This is a genomic window from Caballeronia sp. LZ008, assembly GCF_031451435.1.
GTDB lineage: Bacteria > Pseudomonadota > Gammaproteobacteria > Burkholderiales > Burkholderiaceae > Caballeronia > Caballeronia zhejiangensis.
Map to the genome: position 1 here is coordinate 1,138,276 of NZ_JARUXK010000003.1, position 18,585 is coordinate 1,156,860.

General features: G+C 57.1%; 18 protein-coding genes. 8 read left to right on the forward strand and 10 right to left on the reverse strand.

All coding sequences use genetic code 11. The annotated features are described in order from the left end of the window. The first annotated feature begins 15 nt into the window (after positions 1–15). Complete coding sequence (locus QCE49_RS24160) at positions 16–498, forward strand: toll/interleukin-1 receptor domain-containing protein (protein ID WP_309806519.1); 483 nt, start codon at positions 16–18, stop codon at positions 496–498. 162 nt (positions 499–660) lie between these two features. Next, positions 661–1,131 carry a hypothetical protein gene (locus tag QCE49_RS24165; RefSeq protein WP_250458145.1) on the forward strand — a complete coding sequence of 157 codons (471 nt, stop codon included), beginning with the start codon at positions 661–663 and terminating at the stop codon, positions 1,129–1,131. On the opposite strand, the gene QCE49_RS24170 is transcribed toward QCE49_RS24165, so the two are convergent. Further along, positions 1,118–1,468: an abortive infection family protein gene (locus tag QCE49_RS24170; RefSeq protein ID WP_250458146.1), complete on the reverse strand. Its 351-nt coding sequence runs from the start codon at positions 1,466–1,468 to the stop codon at positions 1,118–1,120. The genes QCE49_RS24165 and QCE49_RS24170 overlap by 14 nt on opposite strands. Positions 1,469–1,914: 446 nt before the next feature. After that, positions 1,915–4,422 (reverse strand): nuclease-related domain-containing DEAD/DEAH box helicase, encoded by a 2,508-nt coding sequence (locus tag QCE49_RS24175; protein WP_250458147.1) that lies wholly within the window; start codon positions 4,420–4,422, stop codon positions 1,915–1,917. A 544-nt stretch (positions 4,423–4,966) separates the two neighbouring features. Between QCE49_RS24175 and QCE49_RS24180 the strand changes: the two genes are divergently transcribed. After that, positions 4,967–5,794 (forward strand): hypothetical protein, encoded by an 828-nt coding sequence (locus QCE49_RS24180; protein WP_250458148.1) that lies wholly within the window; start codon positions 4,967–4,969, stop codon positions 5,792–5,794. 305 nt (positions 5,795–6,099) lie between these two features. Here the strand turns inward: QCE49_RS24180 and QCE49_RS24185 are convergent, their stop codons facing one another. From QCE49_RS24185 to QCE49_RS24200, 4 genes are all read right to left on the reverse strand, one after another. Continuing rightward, the gene (locus QCE49_RS24185; protein ID WP_250458149.1) at positions 6,100–6,495 is read right to left on the reverse strand and encodes a hypothetical protein; all 396 of its coding nucleotides are present in this window, start codon (positions 6,493–6,495) and stop codon (positions 6,100–6,102) included. After that, positions 6,482–7,159 (reverse strand): hypothetical protein, encoded by a 678-nt coding sequence (locus tag QCE49_RS24190; RefSeq protein ID WP_250458150.1) that lies wholly within the window; start codon positions 7,157–7,159, stop codon positions 6,482–6,484. The genes QCE49_RS24185 and QCE49_RS24190 overlap by 14 nt, the downstream gene beginning before the upstream one ends. A gap of 986 nt (positions 7,160–8,145) precedes the next feature. Further along, complete coding sequence (locus QCE49_RS24195; protein WP_250458151.1) at positions 8,146–8,364, reverse strand: BPSL0761 family protein; 219 nt, start codon at positions 8,362–8,364, stop codon at positions 8,146–8,148. A gap of 60 nt (positions 8,365–8,424) precedes the next feature. Next, on the reverse strand, positions 8,425–8,988 hold the full coding sequence (locus tag QCE49_RS24200; RefSeq protein ID WP_309806521.1) for a DUF6471 domain-containing protein: 564 nt from the start codon (positions 8,986–8,988) through the stop codon (positions 8,425–8,427). Between the two features lie 315 nt (positions 8,989–9,303). Between QCE49_RS24200 and QCE49_RS24205 the strand changes: the two genes are divergently transcribed. Beyond that, entirely contained in the window at positions 9,304–9,915 is a 612-nt protein-coding gene (locus QCE49_RS24205) for a hypothetical protein (RefSeq protein WP_250458153.1), read from the forward strand. 752 nt (positions 9,916–10,667) lie between these two features. Here the strand turns inward: QCE49_RS24205 and QCE49_RS24210 are convergent. From QCE49_RS24210 to QCE49_RS24225, 4 genes are all read right to left on the reverse strand, one after another. Beyond that, entirely contained in the window at positions 10,668–10,928 is a 261-nt protein-coding gene (locus tag QCE49_RS24210) for a transposase (RefSeq protein WP_250458154.1), read from the reverse strand. A gap of 225 nt (positions 10,929–11,153) precedes the next feature. Next, positions 11,154–11,822: a hypothetical protein gene (locus QCE49_RS24215; protein WP_250458155.1), complete on the reverse strand. Its 669-nt coding sequence runs from the start codon at positions 11,820–11,822 to the stop codon at positions 11,154–11,156. Positions 11,823–11,942: 120 nt separating this feature from the next. Further along, positions 11,943–12,164: a BPSL0761 family protein gene (locus tag QCE49_RS24220; protein WP_284508420.1), complete on the reverse strand. Its 222-nt coding sequence runs from the start codon at positions 12,162–12,164 to the stop codon at positions 11,943–11,945. A gap of 538 nt (positions 12,165–12,702) precedes the next feature. After that, the gene (locus QCE49_RS24225; protein ID WP_250458156.1) at positions 12,703–13,248 is read right to left on the reverse strand and encodes a DUF6471 domain-containing protein; all 546 of its coding nucleotides are present in this window, start codon (positions 13,246–13,248) and stop codon (positions 12,703–12,705) included. Between the two features lie 153 nt (positions 13,249–13,401). Between QCE49_RS24225 and QCE49_RS34605 the strand changes: the two genes are divergently transcribed. The 4 genes from QCE49_RS34605 to QCE49_RS24240 all read left to right on the forward strand — a co-directional run bounded on the left by QCE49_RS34605 (position 13,402) and on the right by QCE49_RS24240 (position 18,584). Next, positions 13,402–13,983, forward strand: coding sequence for an HAD domain-containing protein (locus QCE49_RS34605; protein ID WP_350029757.1), 582 nt, complete (start codon positions 13,402–13,404; stop codon positions 13,981–13,983). Positions 13,984–14,685: 702 nt separating this feature from the next. After that, complete coding sequence (locus tag QCE49_RS24230; protein WP_309806523.1) at positions 14,686–15,039, forward strand: hypothetical protein; 354 nt, start codon at positions 14,686–14,688, stop codon at positions 15,037–15,039. A gap of 124 nt (positions 15,040–15,163) precedes the next feature. Next, the gene (locus QCE49_RS24235) at positions 15,164–16,045 is read left to right on the forward strand and encodes a TnsA endonuclease N-terminal domain-containing protein (protein WP_250458157.1); all 882 of its coding nucleotides are present in this window, start codon (positions 15,164–15,166) and stop codon (positions 16,043–16,045) included. A gap of 277 nt (positions 16,046–16,322) precedes the next feature. Then, a complete protein-coding gene (locus tag QCE49_RS24240) occupies positions 16,323–18,584 on the forward strand; it encodes a Mu transposase C-terminal domain-containing protein (protein WP_250458158.1) in 2,262 nt (753 codons plus the stop codon). Position 18,585 lies beyond the last annotated feature (1 nt).

The window sequence follows — 18,585 nt, forward strand, 5'->3', positions numbered from 1 at the left end:
GCACGAGGCGCGCTTGTGGCTGCCATTACGCTTGCTCCTGCACCACGTTTGGTTCGGCATAGATGTGTCGAAAGCGGACTACATGAAGCCATCACCTCGCCGGATTGGCGGCTACAATCGATGCGCGCGCGATTCGGACGCAAACCTCGAACGTTCCGGGAAAACATGGCGGACTTTTTCATCAGCTATACCTACGCTGACACTGACTGGGCCCAATGGATCGGCTACGTGCTGGAAGAAGAAGGCTTCAGCGTAGGCATTCAGGCTTGGGATTTTCGGCCGGGCAGCAATTCTGTGTTGGAGATGCAAAAAGCCGCGGCTTCGGCGAAACGCACCGTTATGGTCCTGTCGCCGGACTATCTTCAATCGCAGTTCGCATCCCCGGAATGGGCGGCAGCGTTTGGCCAGGATCCCCAAGGGCAAGAGATGAAGCTCGTGCCGGTCATGGTTCGCAAATGCGATCCGCCTGGCCTGTTCAAGTCGATCGTGCAGATTTGAATCGTTGGCCTAGACGAGGGCGCGGCTCGCCAGGCGCTCGTCGACGGTATCAATCAAAAGCGGGCGAAGCCGTCCACGCGGCCTCGTTTTCCCGGTGCGGCGGCGGCTCAAGTTCCACACAAGGATTTTCCGGGACCCAGTGCCCGAGACGTTGAGCCGGTCGTGGCATCGCGGGTCGACAGCCTCATTCCGTCGTTGAAAAGCGCCCCCACCGACGCCGACAAGCGCCGTTTCGTTAAGGCCGGGTTTGCGACGATCAAGAGCTTGTTCGAGGCTAATCTGGACGCCGTATCCCGTCAGGAGGCGCGCATCGACACCGACTTCCAGCTAACGACCGCGACTGACTTCCGGGCCGAACTGTTTCTTGACGGCAAGAGTACGTGCGTCGGCCGCGTCTGGATGGGCGGATTCCATTCAGGTAACGGCATCAGTTATTCAGAAGGCCGCTCCATGTCCAACAACAGCTACAACGAGATGCTGTCGCTCGCGCAGAGCGGAGAACTGCAGTTCCAGGCGTTGATGGCAATGGGCATGTACGCTTCCGAGAAGAAGTTCGACATGAAGCACCTCTCGGCGGAGCAAGCAGCCGAATATCTATGGCAGCGGTTCGTGTCGCCGCTCAACTCTCGCTGACGTCTGACGCTCGGGCAGCGCTGCTCTCTTGTTTGTGCACGTCCCCGGTCGACACAAGGAACGTCGCCATCGCGCCGGACAGGTTGGCGGCCAGTTCGGCGTGCCGTGGCGAAGGGCGTGCCCGGACGGGGCCGAGACTATGCGCATCGCCGAGTTTGTTGCGCATTGAACCGAGGCCTTGCACGACCGACTGGCAACCACCAAGGATCCGTTTGAAGATGCCTTCGGTATGATCGTCGGGGGCATGCTTCAGAATCTCGGCGAGCTGCTTGTAGAGAACAAGAGGTCGGCCGATTCCTCGCAGGCGTCGCCGGACTCCACGATGATCTACTTGCACACATCCTCCAGCAGAGTACGCGCGAGAGTGGTGGTCCGACCAGGATCACCGTACATGGTGGAGCATTTGGAGGCGGCGCTTCGAAAAGCGCGGTGGGATAAGACGTAACAGCGAATGCGGGGGCAAGCATTGATTAGTCTTTCCCAGCTGTGAGCGGGCACCAGCGCGCGAAGGAACCGCGATCGGGCAGCTTGCTGGGACCGAGGTTGTGTTTTCAGTGCGAAGACCTGTTGCCTCATCTAGAGTCGGCCGTCGCGTCAACGCTAGACGAGGAACCGCCCGCCTGGTCCGCCCTGCGCACTGAATTGTATAACGCGCACAGTGCGACTTTGCGCCTAGCCGTAGCGGCGCTTTGCGTGGGAACGAACGCTTGTCGAAGACACGCTGGCAGGCTCAAATGCTCACTCCTGAGCTTGGACACAGAGCTCGGTTGCTCCGCGGACGAACTAGCCGGGTGACGAGCGAATCGCCTTGGTCTCGACCGGGGAGACCGTCGAGTACACGCCTTTGCCCAGTTTGGACAGAAGCTTTCTGCTTTGGAAGCACGTCGAGACAGCGTTTGCAACGGCCGCCTTCCAATCGGCGAATGGAATCGATTCCCTGATCTCGTCGTATCGCTCGTACCACCCTTTTGCAAGGCCATCCGTTTCTATACGGCTTCCGTGCTTCAGGTATTGGATTTGCGACTGCACCAACGCCAATGCAGCACGGTAAACAATCCGCCCGTAGGGAAGGTCAAGATCGAATATTCCTCCAGCGCCATGTTTTTCAACATACCTGTGTGCCCGGTAGGCGGCAAGCGATATGGGCAGACTGCCGATCTTTCGCGAGACTGCCTTGTCGTCAACGCTGGTTTCCATAAGACGATCCAGTTCAGCCAAGCGCACCAGAACGTCAGTCGACGGCCGTAAGGGTCGCCTCTCCTCGGCTCCCGAGCAGAACACGCAACTCGTCCAATTCATCCCGATGTGCGGGCTGGGCCCACACCGCTCACAGTCTCTAATTACGGCCGTCCCGAGTCCCGATATATCGTTAATCAAGCTTCCTACGGGCCTGAAATGTCTGAATGTCTCGCGCGCAAGAGGATGCCAGCAGAATGCCGACCATTCGTAGTGAGAGGTAAGATAGTCCAGCCATAGCCCATCGGGGCTTTTCTCGCTGGCTTCCATCACCCACGCACCCCAAGATACGCACCACCCCAGCTTGACAGTGCGCAAAGGCAACCATTCCACTTCCACGCTCGTCTCTATGATCGTGGATGCCATTGATGCCTGACGCGCGCTGCTGACCAAAGCCTGATTGCGCTCGTCTTGCATGATGGATTCGAGAAACCGTCCCTGTTCAGTTTCAAGCCACGCGATAGCCTTGGCGTTGTATAGCGCAACGAATGCTGTGGTAGCACGCGAGTAAGCGCAAAACAGCTGACCATCCGCCATGCCTTCAGCTCCGAGGGCGACGACCACTGGAGCTTCCAAACCACGGAACCGAGAGACGACCTCATAGCCGACGCCAAGGTCTATCAAAGCAGACTCGTAGGAAGCCGGGAGCTGGAACTTAGTCAAGACAACGATGTCATGTGCCATGACTCCGTCGACCTTAAACCGGTCGATTAACTGCATTAGGGCAGCGTTATTGTCTTCAACAACGAGTTCTTGAACAGTGTCCGGTTCATGAAGGCGAGGACAATGCAACTGATACCCGACCGGTTTCACCTGTAGCAGTCGTTCAGTGACTGCTTTCGGCATCCGCAGGACGATTGTTAAGCGGAACGGTTCCTCCACTCCGACAATTTCGGTTAGCTGGCGCAGAGTTGCGCCTTTCTCAAAAGAAAATGCCTGGGTTTCATCACAGAACGCAACGACCTTCTTGTTGCGAAACCATGCAAGCAGAACCAGAGACCACTCGGGTCGGAGCGCCTGCGCCTCGTCAAGAATAAGAACATCGTAGGAGCCAAGTAACTTCCCTTCCAAAGCCGTTTGTAGATCGGCCAAACATCCTGCCTGAAACCAGTCGTCGTCGCTGGACTCGTCAGCTCGACCGATCCGCTTACGAGCCTGTGCACACAGGCTGTGCCATGTCGAAACAACTCCCTCTGCAACGGAGAAGCTCAGTTGTTTCGCAATGTAGTCGGTCAAGCGACTGTTGAAGGTCAGGAACAGCACACGTTTGCCTTGGCGCACCATCTCCCGCGCAATGGCAAGACCGACTAGAGTCTTGCCTGTACCGGGCCAGCCAGTGATCAAGGAGCGCGCTTGTCGGCATGCGTTCCCCACGACCTGACATTGCTCCGCAGTAAGCGGCAGCCAAATACGGGAATCGAAAAGCACTCTTGTACCCCAAGTCGGCGAACCGTCGAACTTGGGACAAAGCGTTTGAATGAGCTTATCCACCGTTTCCTTCGGAAGGCTCCGGTAGCCTAGTGTGCGCCGCCAGTATTTCATCAGTTCGACGACTCGGGCGCCCAACTGTGGAATTTGCTTCTTGTCGATTACTATTGATTGAGGCGGCGTTACCGACACATCTATCAGCGCCGAACTGATAATCGCATCGCCGAACTCGCTATCCGGAAAAACAAGTCCATAGCCGATACGAAAACGAAGGGTCTTGTCTACCCCGAGCCACTTGGCTAGTCCGTGCACATTGCGCCGCACTTGATGAACCGGAGTGATTGTCGTTCCGAGCCTGAGATGAACGAAGTGAACGCCGCTAACGCCGTACGCGCCATCCTTTGCTTCAAGCGCAAGTATGCCGAGATCACGGTGTATTAGCAGAAAATCTATTTCGCCCGTCGGCGCAAACGACTCAGAGATCTCCTTTACAGCGGCACATAGCCATGGAAGGCTGTGTATAACGGTGAACTCATCAGAAAGCTGCTCCTTCAGGATCCTATAAAGAATCGGCTCGCTACGACTTTCGCTGTCCACCGGCCCAAATACCGGAATCATATTTGCCATTTTTTGCGTTGCTATTTCCGAACGGGGATCTCTTCTCAGGTTGAAAGCTCAAGCGAAAGAAAGGCGTCACTACCGATTAGTCCATCCTCTCATCGACGGATAACGGCAACTTATCGATTTTCTTGAGCGATGTTGCACTCAAGGCGCGTGGGCCCTGTGGCTTGCGAGTGGGCTCGCAACGTCGCGCTCGTCCCTATACGCACGGCAATGAACGGGGAGCAGTCGGATTCGAGGCCGCTGCTCACCGAGCCGCTCGCGCCGACTCACGGGAAAGTCAATGAACCGTGACTGGCTCACTGAAACAACACTTCACGTATTCCGACCACTGCCAAGTGGACACCGCTCCCTAAGTGCTCCTCCATGCCGCGCGCGGCGCATCAGTTGGGGCTAGCGGTCGCAGTGTATCTCCCCGCATGGGAGCTAAGTCATTTGAAGTTCAACGGATTTGAGCGTATCGTTTAGTTCATCGCAGCGGCATCAAACACTTTGACATGAGCGCGTCCGTGGAAACCGCAACAGATACTATCGAGAATCAGGGAACCAATTGTCTTCGCTCGACGCTCAGGTAGCACGTTACCTCGAGTGCGGCGAATACGACGGCATGTTCGAGAGCTGGCCAGGCGACAACTTTGTAGACGTTGCGCAACGGGCCACCCAACATCTAAAGACTGCGCTCGTGAAAGAGACACTCCGGCTAGCGCGCGGTCTCAGCACCAAAGTGAGCGCGCCGGACGACTTGCCTGCCTGGACCTACAACAAGCTTTCGCCGATGGTATGCGGGCTGTTTCCCGCCGACGAGCGCTCCATCATCCTCAATACCCTCGCTCACAGCGTTGTGTTTCTCACCCAAGACAACGTCTCCGCAGTCCTCACACAGCAAACTTGGTTGTCGACTGCGTGGCACTTGGCCAACATGTATCTGGCCGGTGTCGGCGCGCCTGTTCTGTCGCACGAGGCGACGGACATCGTTGGACTGAGTGAAGAGACCACCTGTTACGTCTCGATGGCGTACTTCGAGGAGACAGAGCCTTTCGCAGACTTCGTTGTCCACGAGGCCGCACACGTGTTCCATAACTGCAAGCGAGCCACCGTCGGCCTAGACGAGAGCCGTCGCAGGGAGTATCTCCTTAACGTCGACTACTCCAAGCGCGAGACCTTTGCCTATGCATGCGAGGCCTACAGCCGGATCATCTCGCTCGGTGCAAGCGTCCGGCAACAGCGAGCGGCCCTAGAGCAGCACGCCAAAGCCTTGTTGCCGCCCGATGATCGTGTGGACCACGACGAATATCTCGACATTCTCCGTGAAGCCACAAATGCCCGTAATGGATGGCAAAACATCCTCAAACGATGTGCGCCGCGTCAAAAGCGCTGATTTCTACGTCTTGGGAAACACGCTCCGCAAGTTGTTTGTGCACTGCGGATTGGGCTAGCGCGGACCAAGGACAGCGCAGTGCTTCCGTTTTCCACACGCTTGCCCACAATTCTGTGGTCAACGTCGAGCCAAAAGCGGCGCCACCGCCGCGAATGTTCTGTCAGGCTTTCGCCATCGACGCTTCGACGGTCTGTTCCAGATTTCGCCCCGCACAAACAGCCAAGCAGACGAAGTGCACGTCCGCGAGACGCGACAGAAGACACGGCTCGCCAGGACAGGGAAAGTTTTTATTTTCCGCGCCGATCTCACTTCGCTTTATCGAGCATTGCATGACACCGTTCCAACTCCTTGCTGAGAAAATCGATCTCAGCTTGCATGCCGTTCGCTCTTTTTAGAAGCTTCCCTACCGTGTACCAGTATTCGTGTCCAAGGTCACCTTCTGCAACGGCGATCTCATGAATCGTTTTGAGAGCGACGGTCAGGTCGATGTGGCTTTCAGCGGACAACTCTCCCTCTTCAGCTGCGTTCCGCATTTTGCTCTCGCGCCGTGCGCCAGGTTTCCAGCAAAACAGTACGCCCTCGTTCACGTACCGAGTCTGCACACGCACCGCCACCACGCTGAGCACAAAGCTGATCGCCGGAGCGATCAGTAGTACCGGATTGTCCAAAGCGAAGGTCCAGAGCTGCTCAATTATCTTCACGACTTCTGCGTCGCTGACGCGGTCCCTTGCCGTTCTCGAGCTTCCGAAAGCGTTTTGCCGTGCGCAAGACTTGCTTCACGTCGCCGCGCAAAAGTGCCTGAAGCGGTGTTAGGCCGCCAAGCGACTCCTTCGGCCGTGTGAAGAAGCTCCATTTACTCCATCCGTCTAAACCGCCCAGCTGTTGCGCGACTTTCGCCAGATCCTTCCGGTCGAGCCCGCGTGCGAGAAAGAATGCCGGGTAGTACTGTTCGCCTCCAATCTCAACGCCGAACATGCGCCCTTTGGCGACGCGCTTGCTTAGTCTTTGCTCCGTGATGCCCAAAGCTTCGTAGAGGAGCCCTGCGCGCAGTAGCTTGCCGTCAGCGACAAGGGCGTCTCGCGACGCCATCCGGCGAATCGCACCGCGCTTGCGTCTGCTACGCCGTGTCTCGCCTTTTTCTCCGAGTGCACGTAGGTCTAGGTTTAAGACTGTCGCCAAGCCCATTACTCGCGCGAGACATATCTTGAAGCGCCGCCCGACTTCAGCATCCGGGAGTTTCAAGAGCGCTTCGGCGCCCATCGGGTCGAATAGTACGGCCGCCAGGGCAGCGCGGCGGAATAAGTAATCGATTTGAGCTTCGCGGAGCGTTGAACGGGTGCTATTTTTTCGTGCTGAACGTGACATCTCCGCTCCTTGCGAGATCGATGCGGACCTCCGAACGCGAACCAGGCGCTCATGGGTATGAGACGCCTCGTTCTTTTCCTTCTCACAGAGACTTACTCTCTTTGCGGATCGAGGCAGGCGAAAGCGCAGCCAAGGACCGGCTGAAGGGCGCGTCTCGGTGAGCACTCACGAAGGGTCAGCAGTAGCGCACACGGATGCACGGCTCGACCGAGACCGATAGAAGGACCAGTTACGCATGATTGCCCTCGATAGGAGGGCCGGCACGGAGCACGCGCTGAGCTCTACTGCCGACTGCCCGAGCTACCGGGCGGCGAATGTCGCGGCGAGATAGTTGTAATTTGACTTTTAACTCGACCGACCCGCACTCGAATTCTTGCGCAAATTACTATAGGCCAAGACCGTAGCGAACACAACTTTCCCTGCAGCGATTGGGGCGCCTTGACGCTGCGGCTCATACCAGGCCGCGAATATAGGTACGGGCCGCTCCTCATGAGGGGACGGGCCAGACCGGCGCCATCTACATCGCACTGGAATCGGCACCGAGAGAGTCGCTTCTAACGAAGCGTGCTCGCAAGCCAAAGGCCGGAAACCGCAGAGGATGCGGGCGCGGGGGGCCTCGAGCACCGCACGGCAGGTAGCTTATCGAGCGTAAGCGGCGCGGCGGTACAAACTCCGCCTGGGAAGGGTAGCGCAGCCGGCAAGGAGCCTCGCCAGCACGATAGGCTGCGTGCGAACGGTTGTCGCAGCATAAGCTGCGGCACATACCGAATAAGAGCATTGTCCGTCGAATCGAAGGCTCAAGTTACGCCTAATTGTCCGCGAGCCGCCGTTGTCCTTGAGCTGTGCCGTTTCGGCTGCCGCACGGCGAGCGTGGCGACCTGTCATCAAAGCAGGCCATCGTTCTCCTGCGGCGGCCGGTACGTCAGCATCCTCCTCGCAGAGTCGCCAAGGCCGTCGGCAGTTCTTACGCAACAGATTGTCGAAGGTCACGATGCATCCGCAGATCCCTCCGGCGATCCCCAAATTTCGGGGGAATCGAGCGACCACAACACGATTTCGCTCGGTGTCGGAAAGCTCATCAGCAGCCCTCTCGCGAGCGCCCGAATTGCGCCAGGCACGGCCTCGTAGGTCGTCCCTGCAGCCAGTGTCTCCAGGAAATCCCGTGTTTCCAACACAGCAGCAGTACGTTGGTCGGGGCTGGTCATCGCACCTCTCCTCAAAGCATTTCGATAACCGAGGATAACCGAAGTGCGCGAATACGTGTATTACCCCTCGCCAGATGGCGCGCTGTAGTCCGTTGCCCTGGGTAGACCGCGCCGCGCCGTCGGCATCGCGCTTTCGGCCGCGGCGCGGAGGTCACTGAAGTCCACAAACATATCCAATCCCTCGAAGGAGCAAACTACCGCGCACTGCAAAAAGAGCGTCGCTGGAAAGTTTCCCGATCGGAGGTGTGCGGAGAAATTGCGCGGCGTCATCTCTTCACCGATCGTTCGAAGGCGTCGGGAAATCTCCGGCTTAGTCAGCCAGGGCCGGCTTGCGATCTCTTCCCCAAGAATTCCCGACGCTTTCTGCTCCCAACTCCTGTTAGAGCGCATGACGTCTTTCCAGTGAGGCGGATAGTCAGCGTTCAGCGCTTCCAGCGACTGCAGGAAGTAGAGAAAACGATAGGTCCCCCGCTGCGTCTTGCCTTCGACGCCGCGCTCCGTCTCCTCTACGCCAAGGCGGCCAAGCTCCGCAGCCAAGTGGGCGTAGCTCGCTTTCTTGCGGGCGAGAAGAACGCGAAGCGCCCGGCTGGCCAAATCCGACCAGATCGATTCGTTACCTTCCACAGAAAACCTTGTTTTTGCCCACATATGCGGTTACCATTACCCGTAGAAACACACGTATTGACGACCTGTTAGCCGCAGCGTCAACAACGTAGAGGCGTCTGTCGAGGTTGTTCAGAACCTCGCATTGTACGACAGCGATCCGCGCTAATTCGCGGAGGCGTTCCTGCGCCCGTCGCTTGAGTAAATCCACTACCGCGTGAAAGGCAGCCGCTCTGGCTTCGGCTTTGTGTGTTTGGCACGCAATTGAAGATTCCAGAGCGGCCCGGCAGCGTTCCCAGCGCTGGCTCCAGCATGGATGGGCTACTCAGATTTGCGATGGACTACCCGTCGCTGCTCGTCTTGCCTGCCTGCGGCGGAGTAGTCTCTTTTGCGCTCCTGCGACTGGAGCAGAACTACGTCGAATACGGCGCGCTGTCGCACCGCAACTCGCCCCGCGTGTGCAAGGCCGTACCCGTACAGACACTGAAGAATGCTCCGAATCGGGCAAGCTCTCTCGATAGAGAAGAACTCGAACTCCGCATGCGCACCGCGTTGCTTGACCTGTGCGCGCTTCTCTCACGTTCCCTCAACGACGGTCGCACACTCGGATGCACCTCGTCAGGCGATTCCGGTTTGGAAAAGCAGCGCTTGGTGGGCGAGGCGACGCACGCCCAGTGGATCGCCATCAAAATTGTGCGCTTGAGCTCGGAAGCTATCAAAGATCGGCAAATCGCCTTGACTGGTCTGAAGGGCACCGACGACGCGTCCTGCAAGATGCGAGAAAGCATGGCCATCCTCCGCGCCAGGCCAACACTCCTGCGCGTACAGTCGGCGAGCGCGGCCGTCGACGCGTTCGCAGCAAGGTGGGAACAGACAAGCTTTTTAGACGGCGAATATCCTAAGCTGCAAGCTAGCCGATCGGCGCGCCTGACGTCCTCTCATTCTTAATGTAAAGGTGCCTTCTGCGAGACGGCCACGTCAGGCGGCTCACTGGATGCGAGGCCTTTCCTCGAGGATGTTGATCTCGAGGTCTTAGAACCGCGTGCCTCTGGCTTACACCGCCGGCACCTGGCGGCTTCGTGCGGCTCGCGCAGTCCGGGCAGAAAAGGTACAAACAGCCTATTTGTTCGCCTGCGCCGATGTCGCGAAGATGGCGAAAGTCGCGCTTTCCTCGACCAGCCGGTCGAAATGATGGCTCGTAAGCGACAAGAGCAATAAGAAACCGTTGCAGATCCCCGATCTGCTTGCCGCTGATGCACCCTGTCTCAATGTGGCCGCACGCCGATCCTCGCCGCGCGGCCACAAACCGTGATTGGCGAGCCGCTGAGCGGGCTGAGATTGCCCCGGTGTGACAGCGCGTTATGTGGGCAGCACCGTCGGCTGGCCCCAAAACAACCTGCCATACGCATGAGCCGCGCCACCCGCTTGAGGCCCATGTGCATGCCTTCGTGCGAGTTGCGCGTGAACACGTGGCGCGCCACATGTCCTGCGCGAGCTGGCGTGCAGCGTACGGCTGCGTGCTAGCAGCAGCGCATCGCTGCTCGCTTGCTGCGATGGCTCGCGTACAAGCCACGCGTAGAAGCCGCTCGTCGGAACTCCAAACAGCCGTGCCATCTTCGCGGTGGGCCAGCGGGCCCGTTTCGCTGCCATGAATCCGTCCCTTCGGTGGCACGGCTCCAGTCTTTCTCGCAAACCAGGGCTCAGCCTGCGAGAGAGTGTCGCGCCGCATTTTTTAATTGGCGATTCTCACGGCGCAGACGCCTCCGTTCCAGCCGTTCGGCCGTCGTCACCCCGTCATGCCGTACGCCGGCATCACGCTCAGCCTGCGCGCACCAGTTGACGATGCTCTGCGCTGTCGGTTCGAACTCACGCGCCAGCTCCCGCGGTGTACGCCCGGCCTTGACCAGTTCCACCAAATACGCCCGGAGCTCCGCCGGGTACGGTACACGACTCTTGCCCATTTCGGCACCTCCGCTTTAAATAGATACGCGTCCGTTTCGCGGGTCAACTTCAGGCCGCGAAACGAAAACCACGGTCACTCAGTGCGATCCCTTGACATGGCCGGCGTGGAGGCCAATACCTCGTTGCGCAGCGGCGCAGACCCTTCTGAGGTGCGGCGTCAACGGCGCCGAGCTAGCCGGTAAGGTCATACTGCCGGCGTTGGAGAGTCATGTACGAAACCGACGTTATTGCGCAAAGGCAAAGGGAATCAAGCGCTCAGTGACGATGATGTTTGTCAACACATGCTGCAATGGCATTTCGAGCATGCCAGTTGTCGCGCGCACCTTTCGGTGGCCCTCGCCGATGGCCCACAAGAGGGCGTCCCAAGTACGTGCCGGCGAAACTATCTGCGCGACGTCTCTTGCGCCCCGCTCCGCGACTATCGGCATAGTTACGACGCAGACCATCCGGTGTCCGCGGACGCTGTGGCATACCCTAAACATGATCGGGATTTTCCGACTTTGTTGCCACAGTACGAGAGCGTTGCAAAACCGTGCGTCGTTCGCGTCAGCGAGCCAATGAACTTGCAACCCGCCCAATTGAAGACAGATCGCCATCAATTTGGCTCCGTCGATGTCAAACTCGCTAAACGAAAGGGCGGCCCTCTCATACACCGTCCCAAACCATTCGGCCTCGTGCGGCATCAAGGAGCCGACTAATACCGGAGTCTCAGGAGGAAGGTTGTCGGCTCGCCGAGGCAGAGGATTGAGCGACGACAAGGGGATCAACGACCCGACGGCTATGCGGCCAACCTCCGTTTCTATAACGCACGTCTCTGAATCCATACCGTCCTCATTCAGTTCAATAGATTTTGTTCCTTCGTATTCCGAATCACATGCAATGAAATTAGCCAATCAAATTCGCGCAGGAACTTACAGTGAATGCGCGAAGCCACGAGTGGCCTTTCCCAGCAGCCAGCCACCAAACCATCCAACCGGACGGTTGCCGCAATGATGGCGGACCAAGCTCCCGGCTTATCGGCGGCTTCGAGCCGTCATCTTTTCCGTCTCTGCCCAGACGCCCGGTAACGCGAGCGCGGACTCGTCGATGTCGGCCTGGCTGGGATAGTGTCTGAGCAACACGATTGCCAAACTTCGCACAAGGTCTGCGCAATACGGTCCGCGTCCATTGGCAAGCGTTAGGAGCAGATCGCGGGCACCGGCGACTGCTCGCGTCCTTTCTTCAGCTGTGGTCATATGCGCCCCAAGAACTGACCTTCTTACTCACGTCAAGGTATTCGACAACGCCACCGACGTGACACCATCGATCCCAAACGTACTGAGCCTCGTCCGCGTGCCCGCTTCGACCTTGCAACATATAGATACGGCCCGATTGGGTCGTGCCTTGCAGTGCTTTGGCATCGAAGCTCTCGATTGGGGAGCTCACTCGGCCGGTCCCGTCGTCCGCATTCAGACCGACAAAATGACGAGTTCCCTGCGGTAGGATTTCGAAAATGCGCCATTTGATTAGGCGGATGCGCGGTTCCTCGGGAACCGGCGGAAGCGGCCAGATGGGCATAATTGCCCCCTATTACAAGACTGACAGGATGCGATCCAGTCAGGCCGCCTGAACCAACAGAAAAGTTATAGGACTTTCGTATTGTCTATCCGCGGCGGCTATATAGAAGGAGCATTAATGGAATTGTATTTTTTCTGCCCTGGAGCTGTGACGAGTGTTTTCCCTGCTCAAGTTATTTTAGGCTAGTTTGCCGCGAAAACAAGCATCGCGCAAACCTCAGAACCGTTCGACGCAGACCCTGCCCGCTTCTGCGGTTTGCCGCATCGCCTCGGGATCAACGAAGAGGAATACGCCGTCGAACCTGCAAACAGTGGCGCACTGCAGATAGAAAGCAGCCGTGAAGGTCCCTCGCCTGATCTGCTGGCGGAGAACGCGAGCCGACATAGCAACGCCGATCGTGCCTAGGCGACGCGACAGCTCCTTCACATCGATCCATCGTTGCTCGGCCAGATCGGCGTCCAGAACGGCCGTTGCGCGGGCTTCCCAAGAATCGCACGAAGAAACGCTTGCCCAATTGGTTGGGCACACGGCCCGAGTCGCTGAAACAACCTGAAGCAAGAAGACAAAGCGAAACGTTCCGCGCTGAATCTTACCCTCCACCGAACGCGCGGACTCTGCCACGCCCCGCGAAGCGAGGGATTCCGCGAGCTGAGCGTACCCCACCCCTTGGCGAGCGAGAATCACCCGAACAGTCCTGGACGCGAGCTCCGCCCACGCGGCGTCCACCGCAGAGTGCGGAACCCCTTGATTTTCCGCTGTCATGCACTACCCTACTGAGAGTGAAATCACTCACAACTGCCACATTCCTCTCTTCCAAAAAAAACGTTTTCTCTGAGAGGAACCTTCCCTCGCCGCAAAGCAAGAAAATGGGCCGACCAGGTCCTCAAAAAAAGCGGCCCAGAGAGAACGGTCGCTATGTATCCCATCCTTTACCTTGGCATCGAAGGCGTGCTATTTCGCGCCAGCGTTTGCCGTCATCCCCTTGAGCGGCGCGGCAGAGAGATTCCTCGCTCGGATGCGCTTCCGTTACTCGCGCTGGTATCGCACATCGTCCAACACGAGACCAACCTCCGAGTAGTTCTTAATAGTTGGTGGGTAGTCGACTACGGATTCCGACGCCTGATCAGTTGCCTTCCATCGCCCATCGCTCAGCGGACAGTCGGCGCGACCATCCCAGGAAATCGCCTGCATCGAAAGGTAGCATACCAAGAAAGGGCTGATTTGCTTAGGGCAGACGTGAAGAAACGCGAACCGACAGAGTTAACTATCTTGGATGCTTCACGTGCTGCCATACCCATCGAATATTTGAATCGCTCGGTTTGGGTCCGCGGAGATCACACGGAGCATGTTAACGAATGTGCATCTAGATTACTGCATCTTTTGAATTACACCGGCCCTATCGACAACGAATCAAAGATTCCGAAAACAAGATCGCTTGGCTCGACTACTGGCTCGCCCGATCGCGAAGCAAATACGATAACGATGGTATCTGTATAGCATAAAATTGACAACATAAACAAAGAAACTTAACTCCGGTAATTGTTAATCTTCATTATTATGTTGTACTTAGAATAGAGAAGTGAAATCTTCTCGCCCTCGGTGTGAACGAGCGCGAAGATTTACCTACTGGAACTGAAGAGCAGAGCGTCCTAATATTGGACTAACGTTTGTACCACTCGAGGAGGTGCATATGCGATAGCGGAGAGGCTTGCCTCAGTTAACACGGGAGTCCAAGAGGGCTCCGCCGACCGCGACCTTTGGGCTGAAATGAAGGGGGGTCGGCTGACCCAAGCGAACCCGAACCAGTCGACCCCGGCGGTTTCACGAGAGAAACCGGCCTCAGCAACCTAATTCTCTCACCAACTCCGTCGGGCGTCAAAGCGATTTCTTTGTCTGGAGTAGACACTGAGTTCGGTGGATGCGCTCGTCGGTTCTATCCTCAAGCTCCGGCCCCCAGCTTCGGTTGAAGCTCGCCTACCGGCACGCCGGCACCTGTCTGGGGACTACCGCCAGCCCGTCCACGCCCCGCGCGCGAATCGCGCGAGGCTAATGGTTTGGTTCCTGCGTTTTCAGACTCCCCAAAGCTGGCATCGAGGTTCGAGATGCACTCGGATCTCCTTTGCCATTTACGTGCCAGTCGCGCGTGCTGGAGCGAAGCGATTTGCTCGACTCACAGCTCGCTGCGTAAGGAGTTATCAAATGGATCACTCGACACTGCAGTTGCGTCACGAATGGTTTGCAGAGGCGCAATACTACCTGGACGCTTATATGCGGTTGTACTTTCTTCGACGGAATAGGTTCGATGCAGATACCCTTGCCACTTTTCTCCAAGGTCTTCGGGACATTCCGACGCAGCGAGACTACGTCTACGACCATTCGTACAAGGCCCATCGACAACCGCTTCCCTACTGGATTACCGCACAGCGACAGCGAATGATCGAAGCAGACAGATTGCTTGCAAAGAAATTCGTGGAAAAGTTGGTAGCGAACTACAACGGGCCGAGGTTCCAAAGATCGACCTTTGGTCGAACTCGCGAAATGAACCGATCCTGACGCCCTTCTACCAGCTGACCGTTGAGTACGGATAGCCGCGCAGCGGCTCCCCTTGGTCGACCCTGCGCTTGAATATCGCGCCGGGTCGAGTCTTCCACCTTGCGCCTTCTGGCCGGAGGGACTCATGGCACGCCACCGAATAGTATTGAAAAAGCTTGCAACGCTTCTTTTTGGACGCCGCCGGCGAATTGCGGAGGTAATCATGCCGAGATTCAGGTATTCAATGACGTTTGCCAAGCAGAAGCGCTTTAACCGAGAGCTTCGCGGTAAGGGCGAGGGAGCTGACTATCGTCCTTGGCTCACGGTTTCTGACGTTCCGTCGCGAGGCAGGTCACATCGTCTTGCCTGCGCAAAAACCGGCTTTAGAACAATGCACTTTTTGTCCGACCTCGAGTACGCAGCTTTCCTCGAAGCCTGGTGGGACAAATTCGTCAGGGATATTCGCGAACAATACCCCATCGACCTCAAGGCCACCCTCGCGATCGCTTGGAAGCTCAATGTCAAGCATCCGGTGGACCCTCGAACCGGCCTTCTTCTCACTCAAACGACCGACTTGCTGTTGACAAAAGGAGCCGCTAACGCGGCGCCGAGTCACGCAGCTTGGGCCGTCAAGAGCCGCCAGCAGCTGACCGAGAAGCGGACGTTGGAAAAGCTCGAGATCGAACGCCGTTACTGGGAAAGCCGCGGCGTCCCTTGGACCCTGGTCGTAAGCGACGGGCTCAATTCGGCTCGGGCGTTGAACCTCGACTGGCTCTTCAACTTCGAATTGGCTCTACGCGGTAACACTCGCGTAGACCAGGCGTGTGTCGCACGGGTACTTGCTGCGACTCGTAAACGGCGTGCCGAACCTGCCTCTCTCGTGTGCCGCCACCTCGACAGGCTTTGGCTGACCGAAAGCGGTGCTCATCTCACAGCGTTTCGCTTCCTGCTGTTCGCGAGAGTCCTGAAGTGCAGTTTGAATGTAGGTACGTTTGCCGACCAACCTCTTTGCTCATTCACATCATGAACACAACCTACTTCCTCAAACGCAAACACCAACCGCGCGAAGGCCAGCAGTTTCAGAGTCCGCGACATGTGATTCTCTACACCGCTATCGCCGATGTAAATCTTTACTTTCGCTTCGATCGCACAGTCATTGTAGGGAGACCCACTGTCTATCTGGCGATCGACCCCTTCAGTCGTCTCATACTCGGACACTCCGTCCGATTTGAGCCGAAATGGGGAATTTCTGACCGATCTCTTTGATAGCGACCCGTTCGCCCCTACCAACTCCTTCTCACATCATGGATACCACCTACTCCCCACCTGCACTAGCGGTCGGAGTGCTGCTGCGGGATCCTACCAGCAAAGCAGTTTATCGAGTCGTCACTCCGGAAGGAGCCGGCCAGTTCGTTGCCCTTTACGACATCGGCAAAGGGCAGAACACCTGGCCCGAGCCGATACCCGCGGATGAGATCCGTCGGCGAATGGACCCGAGCGGACCGTCGGAGGACCGGCTTACCGTAGAAGCCGCTGACCCTTGGTCGTCGGAAAACCGGCCGCCACGGTCAGGATATGATCAAAGTCGGTTGGACAGCGATTGGCACCTCATCGAAGCCCTCCTTACGGGGCCGACTGCCTTCCGTCTCATGCTCCCAAAGTATCGCAATGGGATCCTGAACGACCACGCTCGACTGAACCACACAACGCGGCAAAAACTTACTCGCCTGCTTAGGCGGTATTGGCAGCGCGGTCTGACCCGTTCGGCACTAATGGATGATAGAAATCTGTGCGGGGGCAAGGACAAAGTCAAGATCTTCAAAAATGTAAAAAGCGGAAGGCGTCCACGAAACAACTATCCTGGTCTGCCTCTTAACGAGATCGCACGTCAGATTTTGAATCAGGCGGCTGATTGGCTCTTACAGGACTGGAAGCATAGAACTTACCGAGGCGCGTTAGAAGAATACGCTCAGAAGTTCTGTGTCGGAAGAACGGCTCTGGATGCACATGGACGAAAAGTCGTTATCAAAGCCACCGATCGAAGATTCCAACCGACCGCTCGACAACTGCAGCACCTCGTGCTGCGGTGGCGTCCCCACGCTGTCGTCAAGCGCTCCAAGCTAGGAAAGCGGAAGTTCGAGCTGATTGGGCGCGCCTTCACCGGCCGGGCGGACCAACATGTGACCTGCCCTGGTCACGCAGTTATCGACGCCACAATAGCCGATGCTTACCTTCTTTCCATCTTCGACCGTATTTCCCTCGTCGGCCGCCCAACCGTCTATTTCGCTATCGATCTGTTCAGTCGCCTCATTGTAGGGATCTACGTCGGATTCGAGCCTCCGTCGTGGGTCGCCGCAATGATGTTACTCACGAACGTCGTTACACCGAAGGTAGCCTATTGCGCGCAATTCGGAATAACGATCTCCGAGGATCAGTGGCCGTGTCATCACATGCCGACAACACTGTTCGGTGACAAAGGCGAAATGATGAAGGTACGCGCAGGGCAACTTCTCAGCAGTGAGTTTGGCATCCACATCGAAAACGCGCCGTCGGGCCGGCCGGACGCCAAATCGATCGTGGAACTGCGTTTTAACACCATCCAGCGTCCATGGGGAGCCTTCATGCCAGGCTACGTCGACAGGGACTACGATGAACGTGGTTCTCGCGACCCTCGTCAAGATGCCGCACTGACCTTGTACGAATTCACCCAGATTATTATCTTGGCCGTCCTGCGGCATAACGCAGCACCGATTTCGGACTTTCCGCCCATTCCCGATCTGGTTGCTGAGGGCGGAGCGCCAACTCCGCTCGAACTCTGGGACTACGGGATTTCCTCAACCGGCGGGCTCCTTAGAAATGACTCCGTTGAAACTGTTCGACGGTACGTGCTTCCCCGTGAAAGAGCGACCGTAACTCATAAGGGAATCGAGTTCGGCAAGTATTGCTATCTTTGCCCGGCGGCAAGAGACGGCGACTGGCATATTAAAGGACGTGACACTCGATGGACCGTGGAAATCGCATTTGATCCAAGCAACCTTGATTGTATTTACCTCTGCGAAGATGGCCGGTTCGAAAAGTGCACGAAAGCGGGGACCAACTCAAAGTACGTCGATCGTGAAGGCGCTTCAATGGCGGAACGTAATGTTCTTGAGGACCGGCAGAAGGCAAATCTTGAACGCGCGAAGGACGATGACTTTGCATTTAGGGTGAGCGCAAAGGAGATTGATAACGAAATTGTTAAGGAAGCGACCAAGAAGACGAAGGAAGCGTTGAAACAAGCGGGCCTTCGCAAGCCTCAAGTCTACGATTTACGAAAAACACGCGAACGCGAGCGCGCCGCTGAGCGCGAGCATCTGACGCGTGTCGAAGCCGATTTTATTGCTGCTGTCGGCGACGAACGTAAGTCAAGCTCGGACCTTCACTCCAACCGAGATTCGAAGCAGCGCGGCGATGCAAGACGCCGCATAACTTCCTCAATGCGCGCTCATCAACAAGCCGCCGCTGAAACTTTGCGCATGAGCAAGAAGAGCAAGACCTTAGACATTCTCAAGCAAATTAGGAGGTAAT